This is a genomic window from Psychrobacter sp. APC 3281 (genome assembly GCF_030407815.1).
GTDB lineage: Bacteria > Pseudomonadota > Gammaproteobacteria > Pseudomonadales > Moraxellaceae > Psychrobacter.
Map to the genome: position 1 here is coordinate 50,492 of NZ_JASDCS010000012.1, position 14,779 is coordinate 65,270.

The following is a 14,779-nucleotide window of genomic DNA, read 5'->3' on the forward strand; positions in this document are numbered from 1 at the left end:
TCGTATATCTATGTTTATCTCATACTGATTATTTATAAAAACAATTTTTATGCTACCTATAAATCATATAAGTTTAATTTAGCAGCTTTTTATTATCGGGATATTCGTTAAAAATGAGCAATACGTTTATAGACGTCACGTGTTTAATAAACACACCAATAAGTAAGGGATGGGAATAACTAGTGAGCGACATGGTAAAAAATACCTTATTGTGGCTGGTGGTAATCGGCGTTTTGGTGCTGGTGTTTAGCGGCTTTGATCAATCTTCTGAGCCGGATAACCTTAACTACTCTGAGTTTGTGACCGCAGTGTCAGAAAACCAAGTAGCCAGTGTCGAGATCGACGGCGAACAGATCACCGGCGAGAAGAAAAATGGCTCATCTTTTGAGACCATTAGACCAGCTGTGTCAGATGACCAGCTCATGCCAATGCTACGTGAGAACCAAGTCGAAGTTCAAGGAACTGCACCGAAGCGCCAAAGCGTATTAATGCAATTACTGATAGCCAGCTTCCCAATTCTATTGATTATTGGTCTGTTCTTATTCTTTATGCGTAATATGCAAGGCGGCGCTGGCGGTAAAGGCGGCGGCCCAATGAGCTTTGGTAAATCAAAAGCGAAGATGCTGACTGAAGATCAAATCAACGTTAACTTCGAAGACGTGGCGGGTTGTGAAGAAGCCAAAGAAGAAGTTGTTGAAGTGGTTGAGTTCTTACGTGATCCAGATAAATTTACCAAACTGGGTGCAACGATTCCTCGTGGTATCTTGATGGTAGGTCCTCCAGGTACGGGTAAAACCTTGCTAGCGAGAGCTATTGCTGGTGAAGCTAAAGTACCGTTCTTCTCAATTTCAGGTTCTGATTTTGTTGAGATGTTCGTTGGTGTTGGTGCATCTCGTGTCCGTGATATGTTCGAACAGGCGAAGAAAAGCGCTCCTTGTATCATCTTTATTGATGAGATTGATGCAGTCGGTCGTCATCGTGGTTCCGGTATGGGCGGCGGTAATGATGAGCGTGAGCAGACATTGAACCAACTATTGGTTGAGATGGATGGTTTTGAAGGTAATGAAGGCGTTATCGTTATTGCCGCAACCAACCGTGCTGATGTACTTGATAAAGCATTATTGCGTCCAGGTCGTTTTGACCGCCAGGTACAAGTAGGCTTGCCGGATATCAAAGGCCGTGAACAAATCCTAAAAGTGCATTTGAAGAAACTGCCGAATACAATCAGTGTAGATGCCAGTTCTCTTGCTCGTGGTACGCCTGGATTTAGTGGTGCACAGCTTGCTAACCTTGTAAACGAAGCTGCATTATTTGCCGCACGTCGCAACAAGACCAGTGTCGATATGAATGACTTTGAAGATGCGAAAGACAAGCTGTATATGGGTCCTGAACGCAAATCCATGGTAATCCGCGAAGAAGAGCGCCGTGCAACTGCTTATCACGAAGCGGGTCATGCGTTAGTAGCTGAGCTATTGCCAGGTACAGATCCGGTGCACAAGGTTACCATTATGCCGCGCGGCTTTGCCCTTGGTGTCACTTGGCAGTTGCCTGAACATGATCAGACCAGTATGTACAAGTCTAAGATGCTAAGCGACATTGCCATCTTGTTCGGTGGTCGTATCGCCGAAGAAGTGTTTATCAATCAAATGTCGACGGGTGCTTCGAATGACTTTGAACGTGCCACTAAAATGGCACGTGCGATGGTCACGAAGTACGGTATGTCTGATGCACTTGGTATTATGGTGTATGAAGATGACGACAACTCGCAAGGATATTTCGGCGGTGGTGGACGTACTATCTCTGAAGCTACGCAGCAGAAGGTTGATGAAGAAGTACGTCGTATGCTAGAAGAGCAGTATGATATCGCTCGTGAATTGATTGAAGCCAACCAAGATAAAATGCATGCGATGGTTGATGCGCTTATGAACTGGGAAACTATTGATCGTGACCAGTTGCAAGATATCTTAGCAGGTGAAGAACCACGTCCACCAAGAGTCTACCAACATAACGAAGTAAACTTATCGAAAAATGACGTTAAAGCAACTGGTGCTACACCGCCACCATTACCAGCAATGTAAGTGCTAGCGTATTCATGTCTTATAAAAAGCCCTTTATGATAGAGGGCTTTTTTTTATTGTCATCATTTTATCAAGGGTTTAGAACCCTATAAGATTTACTGGTATCATAAGCATAGATAACAATAACTAAAGCTGCATTATAAATTTTACTTGCGATGGATTATTCATGTCATTATTCCAACCTTTACCCAACTATCAAGTGTCTAGTCGTGATAAAACTTTAGATTTGTCGCAGCCCCGTATCATGGGCATCCTGAACGTAACGCCAGATTCATTTTCAGACGGTGGGCAGTTTAACGCAGTAGATAAAGCCGTCGCTCATTGCCAGCAGATGATAAATGAAGGCGCTACTATTATCGACATCGGTGGTGAATCTACTCGTCCAAATGCGCAAACTGTGGCCACTGATGATGAGATACAACGAGTTGTACCAGTGGTTCGAGCCATTCGTCAGCATTGTGGTGATGCTATTTGGTTATCGATTGATACTAGCAGTCCTGAAGTCATGCAGGCAGCATTTAATGAAGGTGCTGACATTTGGAACGATGTACGAGCACTGAAACGTACTGGTGCGGCAGAGCTGGCAGCTAAGCTCGATATACCTGTTATGCTAATGCATATGCGCGGTGAGCCAACGACAATGAATGATCTGGCACAGTATGACGATGTGATCGATGAAGTGCGTACGGAGCTGCTCGACCGTATTAACGAAGTAGTTAGCATAGGCGTCAAACGAAACAATATTATTATCGACCCAGGTTTTGGTTTTGCCAAAAACTATAAGCATCATTGCGCGCTATTAAGTCAGCTGAGTAGCTTGCAGACATTAGGGCTGCCAATGATGTTTGGCATTTCTCGTAAGCGTTTCTTGGCAGAAGTATTGACCAAAAGTGGGGCTGAAGCTGTGAGTACGACGCAAGCGGTAGAACGTGATTCGGTAGGAACGGCAGCTGGGTTGTTTGCGCTACAACAAGGCGCAAGTATCATTCGTACGCATAATGTAGCGATGATGCAGCAAGCAGTGGCCTTATGGAGTCAACTGTCAGCATATCGTTGTTAAACTCATTCTACATGTCCGAATGCATGGTGAGATTTCAAGACTATAAATATTCTATACGCTATGCCTGATATTTTTTTCTAAACTATCTAAACCCGCAAAACTATATAACTTAATAAGAGTAAATCTATGACAAGTACAACTCAACCAGAACCAACCAATGAACAGCGCCGTATCATTTATCAAGCTCGCCGCGGATTAAAAGAATTGGATTTTTATATTGATCCTTACGTCAAGGAGCTGTATCTGACAGCAGATGCTACTGAACAAGCAACATTTGCAGAAATGCTCACTCATGAAGACCCAGACTTACTAGACTACTTTACCAATCAAAATCGTCCAGAAGAGGACGACATCTGGGCATTGGTCAATAAGATAAAAACATGGCGCCATACCAAAGACTTGGTTTAGGTCTTAAGGAATGGGTCAGTACAATATCTAACGTTTCCCATGGTACGCTTATATGACGCCAGTAACTTCGCTACGTATTGATACAGCTATCAAGCCTGCCAGTTATGTACGCGCGCTGCTATATGTAGGCTTGACTGGCGTTATGATGATATTGGCATGGTTTGCATCTTTGGCTTTGTGGCAGTATTTACTAATCTTAATAGTCTCGGCAGCAGTTGCAAGTTATCTGATTATATCGAGACCAATCCTATTACACATTAGTCAGCCATCGCTCAGTCAGCGTGTCGATAAAGAATGGCAATTACTGATACGAACGGGTCGCGGCGATGAGTTATGGCAAGCAGAGTTAATCGATATAAATCGCTATCAGTGGGCGATGAGTATCGAGTTCAATATCGTTGAGCCTTATCAAAGAACGTTTTCAACCACTATATTCCGCGATCAAGTAAATTCTGATCAATGGCGACAATTAAATATTTTAGCCAATACCAGTAAGGGTAATGCTAGATAACTGAGTATTTATGGAGCTTAAGTTTTTCCTTTTACGATGAGAAAACTCTACACGTCATAACAAAATAGCTATCTCAAAGGACAAAGAGGTTTGTTATATTAAAATCTGTTATATTAAAAATAGAAAATAAAACTCGTAATTCTGCTGTCCCGTTATTAAAGAACATATAGGCAGATATGAGGTTTCACAATTTTTAGCAGTATTTTTGTAGTAAACAATAGGATAAAAAGAGGAATAGATAATGAGCTTATTAGGGAATTTAGTGAGCCAAGTGGCACGTAGTGCAATGAATCCAGACGACGCTCAGCGCAATCCAGTTAACCAACGTACTGAAACACGGCAGACTGGTGGACTAGGTGATATCTTAGGTAGCGTATTAGGCGGTGGCAGTCAGGCAGGTGGTTATAGCCCTCAACAAAATAGCCGTCAAGCAGACAATGGTTTTGGCTTAGACGACATCATTGGTGGTCTCACGGGCGGCAGTCAGCGCGGCGGTATGAGCTCAGGTGCTGGGGGACTAGGCGATATTTTAGGTAGTGTATTAGGTGGTCAACGAACTAATAGTGGGTTTGGTGGTAAAGGCATGCTCGTTGCTGCATTGATGCCTATGGTACTTAGCTGGATCAAACGTAATGGTGGCTTGAGCGGTGCATTGTCGAAAATTACTGGTATGGGTTATGAAGGTCAAGCACGCTCTTGGATGAGTAATAACGAAGCAAATGATAATTTAGATCCAAACGAAATTAATCGTTTGTTTGATGAAAACGAAATTCAGCAAGTAGCCGCTCATACTGGTGCTAATGAAACTGAGGTAAGACAAGGACTCGCTGAGCTGTTACCTGAGGTAATGAATCAGTTAACCCCTAATGGCAATTTGGATAATGAGTCTGAGGCCAATGAAGAAATAGATCAAATTATTAGCCAACTATCTAGCCGTCTTGGTAATTTTAAGTAGTTTATTCGAGTAGTTTGGCAGCTTAGAATTTGAAAATTTCTAACTGATTACTCTAAAGTCATACAGATTGAAATTACTGATAGTATTGATTAAGTAGCACGTTATATAACGTGCTCTTTTTTATGTCTATCACAAGAGTATGACTGTCGATAAATACTGTTTGGCAGGGACAGTGATAGCGATATTAAGCCCTTAAAATCGCTCGTCTAGCGTCTCTGTTGTATGGTTAAGTGCGGCAAAGCAGATATCGGTATTAAACCCTCTATACTGTAAAAAACGTAGCTGCTTAGCTTTTTCCTTTTGCTCAACTGGTATCTCATTACCGTATTTTTTGGTACGTGCTATCACCGCCAGTTTCAGCCAATCCACACCATCGACTAGGTTGTCTGCATCATCATCTACAAACTCACTAAATTCATCAGACTCAGTATTTGCCAGATCGATTAGCTCATCGATGTTACCTGGCATAGCAATCTTCTTGCGATAGAATTCTTGTTTGATCCGACCACGTCCGCGGCCTTTGCGAATGTTCTCACGTATCAACATTAGGGTAGTGCGATAATCACTTTGATAACCTTTTTCTTCAAACTCATCGAGCAGTGCGTCAATTTTTTCTGGGTCTTGCTCTTTATCGATCAGCTTTTGCTTTAGCTCAGCCTTACCGTATTCACGGCGTGATAAATAATAAAATGCGAGCCAACGCAATCGACTTTCAGCTTTAATCGCATCGATTTCTGCTTGTTTTTGTTCAGGGGTTCGTAAGTAGGCTTTGAGCGCGGCTGGTATGTTATCGTTTTGGCTGTCTGTTTCACTATCATTGATAGCAAAAAACTCAGCTTCATGTTTTGAGTTTTTGGATAGCGGCTCAGTGCTACGACCATTATCTGTTGCTAAGCTGTTGTCAACTTCGTCATTATGAATGTCGAGTTTGACTTCTGCCAGCATCTCTTTGATGGTTTGTGCTTCAGGGGGTTGATATGTAGGGGTATCACTAGGCTCAGCGGTAAAATTGGCTGCTGGGTGAAAACGCTTTTTACGTTTTTTAGATTTAGAGTTCTTTTTTGACTTAGGAGAGGAGTCTTCGAAAAACGCTGTATCAATAGTAGCGTCATTCTTGACTGAATCATCTTTATTTGAGCGGGTAGTCCGTTTACTAGATTTCTCTCGTTTTTTATGCTCTTTCGTATGAGAGTTTTTGGACAGTTTTTTTGGTTTGCTATCAACAGAACTAGCTGAGTCGGCACCCGACTCAGCTAGAATTTCAGCTAAGGTTTTAATTTTCATAATGAATCATAGTTACTGACAACGGTTAATCATTAAACCATTATTGTACAGGTTCAGAAGCCTGTTCTGCTTCTTCAGTTTCGTCGGCTTTGCTATTTTTTTTCGTACCAAGCTTTTCGTCACGAATCTTGTCTTCAATTTCTTGAGCAATGGCAGGGTTCTCTTTTAAGAAAAGCACAGAGTTGGCTTTACCTTGACCGATTTTTTCGTCGCCATAGCTGTACCAAGAGCCTGCTTTGCCAACGGCTCCAATCTCCACGCCTAAGTCAATGACTTCGGCTAAGTGATTCGTACCTTCACCGTAAGTAATTTCAAACTCAGCTTGGCGGAAAGGTGGTGCCATTTTATTTTTAATGACTTTGACACGGGTCTGGTTACCGATGATTTCATCACCGTTTTTGACCGCACCAATACGGCGGATATCCATACGTACAGAGGCGTAGAATTTCAGCGCGTTACCACCAGTCGTAGTCTCAGGGCTACCGAACATAACACCGATTTTCATACGGATTTGGTTAATAAATACCACCATACAGTTAGAGCGTTTGGCGTTACCAGTGATTTTACGTAGGGCTTGGCTCATCAGACGCGCTTGCAGACCCATGTGTGAGTCGCCCATTTCACCTTCAATCTCGGCACGTGGTGTCAACGCAGCTACTGAGTCAATCACGATCATATCGATTGCGCCTGAGCGTACCAACATATCTGTAATTTCAAGTGCTTGCTCGCCATTGTCAGGCTGCGAGAGCAATAAGTCATCAGTGTTTACTCCAAGCTTGCGTGCATAAACAGGGTCGAGCGCATGCTCGGCATCTATAAAGGCACAGGTACCGCCTTGCTTTTGACATTCTGCAATAGCTTGCAGGGTCATTGTCGTCTTACCTGAGCTTTCTGGGCCGTAAATTTCAACGATACGGCCTTTTGGTAGACCGCCAATGCCAAGCGCAATGTCTAATCCTAGAGAGCCTGTAGAGACCACATCGACATCCATAATGGCCGAGTCGTCGCCTAGATGCATGATGGTGTTTTTACCAAATTGCTTTTCGATTTGACCTAATGCCGCTTTGAGGGCTTTGGCTTTATTGTCGTCCATATTGGATTCCTTGTTTTCGGTAGTTAAGTTGATGCTATAAATAAAATATTGGTACGGTTAAAACCTTTGGCAAACGCATACTGACTGTTATGAAGTCGGCAATTATTGTTTGGCTGTTTTATCGAAAAATAGGTTGTCACGTGACTGGTATAGATAGTAGTATCGAATGTATCGTTCTACTATACAGTAAAATTAAATAGCGAGAGAAGTAAAAATAAGTCCGTACTATACTGTCGTTATCGTTGTTTTTAAGTCAGACTTGGCATGCTAATTACTTGACTCAACTTCTTAACACTGTTGATTTGATAAGGTAATTATAACAAAAGCAAAGCACTATAATGAGCGTTGAGGGATGCTAGACGACACTATCTGTCGTATGGTATGAGGCTGAAAACTTGTAGAAAGGATGCGATAGGTCGCTGTTGTTTTGAACCTGATAATGACTATGCTTGTCAATAGATTTAGGAGTTGTCCACAACAAATGAAAGGCTTATTTTCACTGATTGTGAAACATTATGAATAATTAAATTATTTTAGAAATTATTTAAAATAATTTTTTATGTGTACAAATTTTATATAAGTTATTGATTTTAAAGGTTTTATAAATTGTACAAAAAATGAACGATTTTACCTTATCCTTTAAGTTGCTTAGCTATAAACTTGTCAAGTAGTGACTTATGCACAGGGTTATCCACAGCTTATGGGGAGAACTCTGTAAAGCCTTATAATACATAAGTTTACGTAGATTATTAGTATTAGGAACGGATTCTATATTTCGTTTCTAATCACTTTAGAGAAGCAGTTTTGTCTACAAACAACGCTATGAGCGCTATGTTTCACAAATTATAAATTTATCTTTTTTTATGCATAATCATACTATAGGCATTAAAAGTCAGGAGTATGACTCAAGATATACACTTAAGATGTCAGTAGACATAGTTATGCATAGGATGTCTAGTATTTTTAGAGATATTTTCTACAGCCTATAGAAGACCAAAAAAAAGCGGCTACATCAGATAGCCGCTTTGTCAAAACATTTAAAAGTAAAGCTGTATTAATCAGTCTTTGATATAGATCAAATCCCAAACACCATGCCCACGGTCGAGGCCACGACGTTCAAACTTAGTCATTGGACGAAAGTCAGGACGCTCAGTGAAATTACCTGTACCTGCTTTGTTAGTCAGTCCAGCGAAACCATCCAATACTTCAACCATCCAAAATGCATAATGCTCCCAGTCAGTTGCTGTATGGAACCAGCCGCCTTGTTTTAAGCTGCGCGTAACGATGGTCATACGTTCAGGACTGACAAAACGACGCTTATAGTGACGCTTCTTTTGCCATGGATCAGGGAAGTATAGCTGAATACGGTCGATATGGTTTTCTGGTAGTTGCTTGAGCAATTGAATGGCATCACCGTTGATGATTTTTACATTGCTCAAATCTTGGGTGCCAGCCATATACGCACATTTACCAATACCAGGCTCATGCACTTCTACACCAACAAAGTTACGAGTAGGGTCAGCGGCCGCCATTTCAATAAACGAATCACCCAAGCCAAAACCAATCTCTACCGTAAGCGGCGCATCTGGACCGTTAGGGCTATCAGCAAATAACGTACGTAAGTTGTCAATACCGGTAAGATCGCCATCACCAAAACTGTTATTGACCAAATACTCAGAAAACTCTGGAGCAGTTAATGCAAGCTCAGCGTTTTTGTTCATGTGTGTACGGCGCTTCATAAACGTATTGACGATGCGGATATGCTTGTCAGAGGTCGGTTCTATTTCTTGGTTGGTGCTGTTATCGATATCGATAGGCTCGCTTGTGCTATTAGGGGTTTGCTCATCAGTAGTATCGGTACTGTTGAGGTTGTCATTGATATCAGAATGTTGACTCATAGGATTCGTAGGGCTTAATTAGGTGGGTGATGTTTGCTTATTATAAGTTAAATCCATACAACTGTGAACGGACAATCCTATTTTCGCGTATTTGCTGATCGGTGCTATGGTTTCTCTATGTTACACACGGGTTTTGGCGTTATCATATAATGGTATCTTTCAAATGCTTTTTCTAAGAGTCAGTAAGTAGAGCGTGCTGCCATGTTATTTATCGAGACAGATTCACCGCCACCATTTTATCAAGAATCGTTAACACCTACTAAACGTAAGCAATTAGACAAGTGGTTCATCGGTAATCGTAGCCAGCGTTATTATCTCAAACGCTTTGAGCAGTTTGATCAGCAAGGTTATCTGTCACCAAAATGGCATTGGGCTGCATTTTTTATCACTTTTCCTTGGTTGCTATATCGCAAGCGCTATATGGATGCGATTGTCTATAGTGTCGCAGGGTGGTCTTTTATCCAGCTTAATGTCGCGCTGGTGCTAGTCGCCTTTGAATTTATAGCGATGTCCTATGTACCAGATGCTTATCAGATGGCAACACGTATCGGTATTGCCGCTGTTATTTGGCTGTTTTGGTCGTTTATGGTGGCACGCTGGACGGATGCGTATTACTACCGTATGGCAAGGCGTGAGATCGCTGATGCGATAAATGATCATCCGCGAGATGAGGCAGCACAGAAGGCGCATCTGCAAAGAGAAGGCGGCGTTAGCTTATTTGGACTGGCATTAGGGTTTGGTTTTTTTGCATTTTCGCTATTGGTGATTAAGGTGCAGTTCTTACCGATTATTGCCAAGCCAAAAGCAAACGAAGTTTTATTTGACGCTTATGATATTGCAAAGAATGCCCAAAATCGAGTGGCGTTGATTTATCAGCAGACAGGGCAGTGCCCAGTAAATCTGCCGCTTAGTACCGAGCAGCAGCAACTACGCATGCATGTCAATGTTCAGGCTGCTGGCGTAACAGAAACCGACTGTGCGGTAGTGGCAACGATTCAGAACGTGACGTTTCCAATACGCTACTTAAACGAGCAGACGCTGGTCTTTTATCATATACCAGACAGTGATAACTGGGATTGCACCAGCTCACTGAATAAAAAACAAGCCCCTAAAAACTGCATAGCTGATTAGGGGCTGTATTTCACAAGTGCTTGTAGATGTTGCTAGTACTGAGAGCTAATGCTTAGAGTCCGTTGCAGTATCATCTTTTTCCTCAACTGGTGTTGCTTGGCTCTTTAACGCCTCATAAAAATCGGTTAAATCCATTTTTCGTGCTTTACCAATATCTTCATCAAACAAGCTTTCAAGCTCAGCCATTGCTGATTGTGCGGACTCAATCATGCTAGCTTCATCATCGTAGATAGCTTGTTGGCGTTCTATTAAATCATCATCATAGTCACGGAATGTTTTTACTGTTTCTCGCGCTTTTTCTGGAGAAATACCTAATAATTGTAATGATTCGCGTGACATGTCCAAAGACGATAAATAAGTCTCACGCCAAATGTGCCGCACGCCAACCTCACGCAAGCGATAATAGTGCTGACGATCGCGTGCTCTTGCCAATACAATTAGTTCAGGATAATTTTTACGAAGATACTGAGCGGTAGTGATAGAGCGTTCTAAGTCATCGATAGCGAGAATAAACACTCGCGCTTTTTGAATGCCTGCCGCTCGTAAAATCTCAGGGTTCTTTGGGTCGCCATAATATACTTGGTTACCGAACTTTCTTACAAAATCTACTCGGTTTGCAGAGCGTTCGATAGCGGTAAATTCGATATTATGCATGCGCAGTACACGGCCAATAATCTGACCAACGCGGCCAAAGCCCGCAATAATGACCTGATGCTCATGATCAGGAATGGTATCGTATTCGCGACTTGGTTTGCTCTTGGCAAATAACGGCTCACCCACTTTTTCTAACAATAAGAATGCCAGAGGTGTCAGCGCCATCGAGATGGTAACGACTAAGTTAAGAGTATTGGCAAGCTCGGGACGTAAGACGTTTTGAGCAGTGGCGACACTGAATAGGACAAAGGCAAACTCACCACCTTGAGCTAGGGTTACGCCCAATCTGATACTGGTTGGCCAGCGATTGCCCGATACTTTGGCAATACCTGCAATCACTGCAAACTTGATAAACATCAAGGCGAGTGCGCAGCCAATAATAAAGATGGGCTCTGCCAAAATGAGTTTGACGTCGGTAAGCATACCGACCGACATAAAGAACAGACCTAACAGCAATCCTTTAAAAGGTTCGATACTGGCTTCTAATTCGTGACGATACTCAGAATCAGCGAGCAACACACCTGTCAAAAATGCACCTAACGCCATTGATAGACCGATTTGGCCCATCAAGATAGATACGCCCATCACGATAAATAGGGCGACCGCTGTCAGTAGTTCTGATGCACCACTGGAAGCCACAAATTTAAAGAATGGTCGAACCACATAACGGCTGGCAAAAATCAGACCTGCAAAGACAGCAAATACTTTACCAAAATAAATCAAATCGTAGCTTTGCTCACGCACCCCTGATAAAAACGGAATGACTGCTAACAATGGAATGACCGCAATATCTTGGAATAATAAGATAGTGAAGGCTTCTCGACCATGCGTGCTCGAAAGCTGCTGTTTTTCAGTCAGTATCTGTAGTACAAACGCGGTAGAAGATAGCGCTAAACCAAAACCAACAATAAAGGCAGTATCTAGTTGTAAGGAGAAAAACTGATGTAATAGCCACATTAGTAGCGTACCAGTCAAACCGACCTGCAAACCGCCCAATACAAATATAGAGCGGCGCAATGCCCAGAGCCGCGAAGGCTGTAGCTCAAGCCCGATAATAAACAACAGCATGACCACGCCAAACTCTGAAAAGTGCAATAGACTTTCAGCGTCGCCTGCCACATCCAAGCCACTAGGGCCCAATATGAGTCCGGTGATAAGGTAGCCTAAAACCGTCGCAATGCCAAAGCGTTTACCAAGAGGGACAAAGAGCAATGCTGCTCCCAAAAAGATAGTGGCTTGCAACATGAGATTTGGTGAGCCGGCGGCGGCAGCAAACATCTGGGCTCCTTAAAAATTTGAATAAAATATACGATATAAAATCAACGTGACTAAAATCAGTATGGCTAAAACGATATCGCGCTAGTATCTATTATTTTTTGCGATAAATTTTCCACACACCATTGTCTGCAAGCGGATTGTTATAAGCATCGTTGCGGCGTTTACGCGGTGTCTGGCGACTATCTACAATCTTAAAGTCAGGCAGGGCATGTACAATCAGACCAGTACGATAAAAGCGTACCCGCTCAGGCTCTAGCATCTCGCCCTTACTATCGCGACAAAAAACATAAGCACGCAGATCGATAAATTCACGATGCGCTACCAGTCGCGCTTCCTCGTCATTTTCTAGCACTGCTGTCATGCGCTCGATTTCATCATCCGTATATTGACCACATTTATCAGTCAGGGCGCCTACTGATCCAAAGCTTTTGGATTCTTTAGCGCGTGTCTTAGTTAAGTGTAGACGCTGAACGTGATATATGAATTGCGGTATCTCAAGGCTGGCAGGGAGTGGTAGATAGTCAGGTGGCATGTTGGCCGCTGGATAAAAATCCTTTGCGCGCTCAAGCAGATTTTGCCAACGTTGCTGATAGGTTTGGACTTCCGCTAAATTGCCTTCATAGATAGGCATATCACGGATTTGTCGCAAAATATCAGGTGGAAACTGTTCATTACGAAAGTTTGCAATGTCTTCTTGCAGCGTTGATAACAAAACTTTGGCGTGTTTTTTGCCATCTTTTGATGCAGGATCATCGATATAGTCTGGGGCGACAAAGGGTGCTGAGCGTCTAGACATAGTGTTATATCATCAATAGATAGAGTGAAAATACCAAAAAGTATGATTATAAAAATTAACTGGGGTGCTAAACAAAACTTTATAATAGTTATTATAACCACATAAGCCGATTTGGACTTGAGTTTTTTGAATGGAATAAAGCAAAAGATTGTCGCAAATCACGACTGTCTTAATGTGATCTAGATTCTAGTTCTAATTCTACGTAAATTTTATTATGAGCCAGTATCAGATGCCTATACTTGTATTTGCTAGGTCGTGTTTCAAGTTACTGACTTCTTTATTCAACCATTTAGCTGTTAATTCATCGTTAATGATTATGACCAATATGATTATTGTCATCAGGTAGCTGTCCTGCAATATCACAGACTAATGCATCGCTATGTGAGATGTTCTGCGGATGAGACGAGCTTTCGACCTGAATGGTAGCATGGTGTATACCAAGTTCTAGCAATCTTTGTTCTAGACTGGCAATTAGAATATTTGATTCATGGATACTCATTTCACCATCGACCACCACGTGACAAGAGAGTGCATTGAGACCGCTAGTAATACTCCAAACATGTAGGTCATGTACTTTTTGTACTTGAGAGTCTTCGAGTAATTTTTGCTCTACATCGACGAGCGATATATTGGCAGGCGTTCCTTCCATCAATATATGCACAGAATCACGTACAACGCGGTAGCCACTGATTAAAATAAGCACAGCAACGATTACTGATGCCACTGCATCTGCCCATACCCAACCAAAACCCATCATAAGTAGTGCAGCGATAATCGCAGCTACTGACCCTAATAAATCGCTCAATACGTGCAAATAGGCGCTTTGCATATTAAGGTTAACGGGTTCTGCATTATTAGGTTTCTGCTCTGCGACCTTGGCATCATCCGTACCATGATTATGGCTGTGTGGCTCGCCACCTTGACTACCTCGATGCATTAGCCAAGCGACCAAAATATTGATCAGCATACCGATAGTCGCCACGATAAGCATGCCTTGGGTCGCAATTTCTGGCGGTGAGTTAAAGCGTTTAATCGCTTCATAAAAAATCATCAAAGCGATTATCACAAGGGTAGCGCCATTTACCGTAGCAACTAATATCTCAAAGCGCTTGTAACCGAAAGTTTTCTGATGGGTAGCTGCTTTTTCGCCAATTTTAAATGCGACTAAAGTGGCACCAAGCGCTATCGCATCGCTTAACATATGCCCTGCATCAGATAGCAGAGCCAAACTACCAGTGAGCCAGCCACCAATGGCTTCGATAAACATGTAACCAGTAATGATAATAAAGCTGAACAGCAAGGTGCGCTGATAGCCTTTGGTATCTCGTGCTGTGGTTGTTTGCTCTAGATGCTCATCATGATCATGATGGCCTTGGTTTTCTTGAGTGTAGTTATTTTCTTCATCTTCGCGAACGTACTTAGGCACATCCGTATTATCATACTGTTGGCTATGATTGTACTCGTCAGAGTTTGGATTATTTGGATTCATAATAATACTCAAATTCGCTGATAGTCGCGTTCGATAGATGATGCTTACTGATAAGTGACGTTTACTAATAAGTGATGCTTGCTATGGGTAGAGTAGGCGTAGAGCCTTTGCCGCATAAAGTTTGATAGTTATAAATTTAACATA

At 42.3% G+C, this 14,779-nt stretch carries 12 protein-coding genes; 6 read left to right on the forward strand and 6 right to left on the reverse strand.

The features are described 5' to 3' along the window. The first annotated feature begins 182 nt into the window (after positions 1-182). The 5 genes from ftsH to QL886_RS11485 all read left to right on the forward strand — a co-directional run bounded on the left by ftsH (position 183) and on the right by QL886_RS11485 (position 5,012). On the forward strand, positions 183-2,078 hold the full coding sequence (gene ftsH / locus QL886_RS11465) for an ATP-dependent zinc metalloprotease FtsH (protein ID WP_224737777.1): 1,896 nt from the start codon (positions 183-185) through the stop codon (positions 2,076-2,078). Between the two features lie 166 nt (positions 2,079-2,244). Continuing rightward, complete coding sequence (gene folP / locus QL886_RS11470) at positions 2,245-3,138, forward strand: dihydropteroate synthase (RefSeq protein WP_290178789.1); 894 nt, start codon at positions 2,245-2,247, stop codon at positions 3,136-3,138. A gap of 126 nt (positions 3,139-3,264) precedes the next feature. Continuing rightward, positions 3,265-3,546, forward strand: coding sequence for a succinate dehydrogenase assembly factor 2 (locus tag QL886_RS11475; RefSeq protein WP_057761419.1), 282 nt, complete (start codon positions 3,265-3,267; stop codon positions 3,544-3,546). Between the two features lie 52 nt (positions 3,547-3,598). Then, entirely contained in the window at positions 3,599-4,057 is a 459-nt protein-coding gene (locus QL886_RS11480) for a hypothetical protein (protein ID WP_290178791.1), read from the forward strand. 241 nt (positions 4,058-4,298) lie between these two features. Further along, entirely contained in the window at positions 4,299-5,012 is a 714-nt protein-coding gene (locus QL886_RS11485; RefSeq protein ID WP_102092773.1) for a YidB family protein, read from the forward strand. Positions 5,013-5,204: 192 nt separating this feature from the next. Here the strand turns inward: QL886_RS11485 and QL886_RS11490 are convergent, their stop codons facing one another. From QL886_RS11490 to trmB, 3 genes are all read right to left on the reverse strand, one after another. After that, positions 5,205-6,296, reverse strand: coding sequence for a regulatory protein RecX (locus QL886_RS11490; RefSeq protein ID WP_290178793.1), 1,092 nt, complete (start codon positions 6,294-6,296; stop codon positions 5,205-5,207). Between the two features lie 40 nt (positions 6,297-6,336). Further along, positions 6,337-7,389 (reverse strand): recombinase RecA, encoded by a 1,053-nt coding sequence (gene recA / locus QL886_RS11495; protein WP_101205782.1) that lies wholly within the window; start codon positions 7,387-7,389, stop codon positions 6,337-6,339. Positions 7,390-8,447: 1,058 nt separating this feature from the next. Beyond that, complete coding sequence (gene trmB, locus QL886_RS11500) at positions 8,448-9,287, reverse strand: tRNA (guanosine(46)-N7)-methyltransferase TrmB (protein ID WP_290178794.1); 840 nt, start codon at positions 9,285-9,287, stop codon at positions 8,448-8,450. Positions 9,288-9,488: 201 nt separating this feature from the next. On the opposite strand from trmB, the gene QL886_RS11505 reads away from it, so the two are divergent. Further along, on the forward strand, positions 9,489-10,418 hold the full coding sequence (locus QL886_RS11505) for a DUF2628 domain-containing protein (RefSeq protein ID WP_290178795.1): 930 nt from the start codon (positions 9,489-9,491) through the stop codon (positions 10,416-10,418). A gap of 45 nt (positions 10,419-10,463) precedes the next feature. Here QL886_RS11505 and QL886_RS11510 read toward each other — a convergent pair whose 3' ends face one another. From QL886_RS11510 to QL886_RS11520, 3 genes are all read right to left on the reverse strand, one after another. Next, entirely contained in the window at positions 10,464-12,350 is a 1,887-nt protein-coding gene (locus QL886_RS11510; RefSeq protein ID WP_114700593.1) for a monovalent cation:proton antiporter-2 (CPA2) family protein, read from the reverse strand. A gap of 91 nt (positions 12,351-12,441) precedes the next feature. Further along, complete coding sequence (locus QL886_RS11515; protein WP_102091894.1) at positions 12,442-13,146, reverse strand: hypothetical protein; 705 nt, start codon at positions 13,144-13,146, stop codon at positions 12,442-12,444. A gap of 307 nt (positions 13,147-13,453) precedes the next feature. Next, positions 13,454-14,635 (reverse strand): cation diffusion facilitator family transporter, encoded by a 1,182-nt coding sequence (locus tag QL886_RS11520; RefSeq protein ID WP_290178796.1) that lies wholly within the window; start codon positions 14,633-14,635, stop codon positions 13,454-13,456. Between the last annotated feature and the right edge of the window lie 144 nt (positions 14,636-14,779).

Coding starts and splice junctions, on each gene's coding strand:
- folP (WP_290178789.1), top strand. CDS start 2,245: ATGTCATTATTCCAACCTTTACCCAACTATCAAGTGTCTAGTCGTGAT.
- QL886_RS11475 (WP_057761419.1), top strand. CDS start 3,265: ATGACAAGTACAACTCAACCAGAACCAACCAATGAACAGCGCCGTATC.
- QL886_RS11480 (WP_290178791.1), top strand. CDS start 3,599: ATGACGCCAGTAACTTCGCTACGTATTGATACAGCTATCAAGCCTGCC.
- QL886_RS11485 (WP_102092773.1), top strand. CDS start 4,299: ATGAGCTTATTAGGGAATTTAGTGAGCCAAGTGGCACGTAGTGCAATG.
- QL886_RS11490 (WP_290178793.1), bottom strand. CDS start 6,296: ATGAAAATTAAAACCTTAGCTGAAATTCTAGCTGAGTCGGGTGCCGAC.
- recA (WP_101205782.1), bottom strand. CDS start 7,389: ATGGACGACAATAAAGCCAAAGCCCTCAAAGCGGCATTAGGTCAAATC.
- trmB (WP_290178794.1), bottom strand. CDS start 9,287: ATGAGTCAACATTCTGATATCAATGACAACCTCAACAGTACCGATACT.
- QL886_RS11505 (WP_290178795.1), top strand. CDS start 9,489: ATGTTATTTATCGAGACAGATTCACCGCCACCATTTTATCAAGAATCG.
- QL886_RS11510 (WP_114700593.1), bottom strand. CDS start 12,350: ATGTTTGCTGCCGCCGCCGGCTCACCAAATCTCATGTTGCAAGCCACT.
- QL886_RS11515 (WP_102091894.1), bottom strand. CDS start 13,146: ATGTCTAGACGCTCAGCACCCTTTGTCGCCCCAGACTATATCGATGAT.
- QL886_RS11520 (WP_290178796.1), bottom strand. CDS start 14,635: ATGAATCCAAATAATCCAAACTCTGACGAGTACAATCATAGCCAACAG.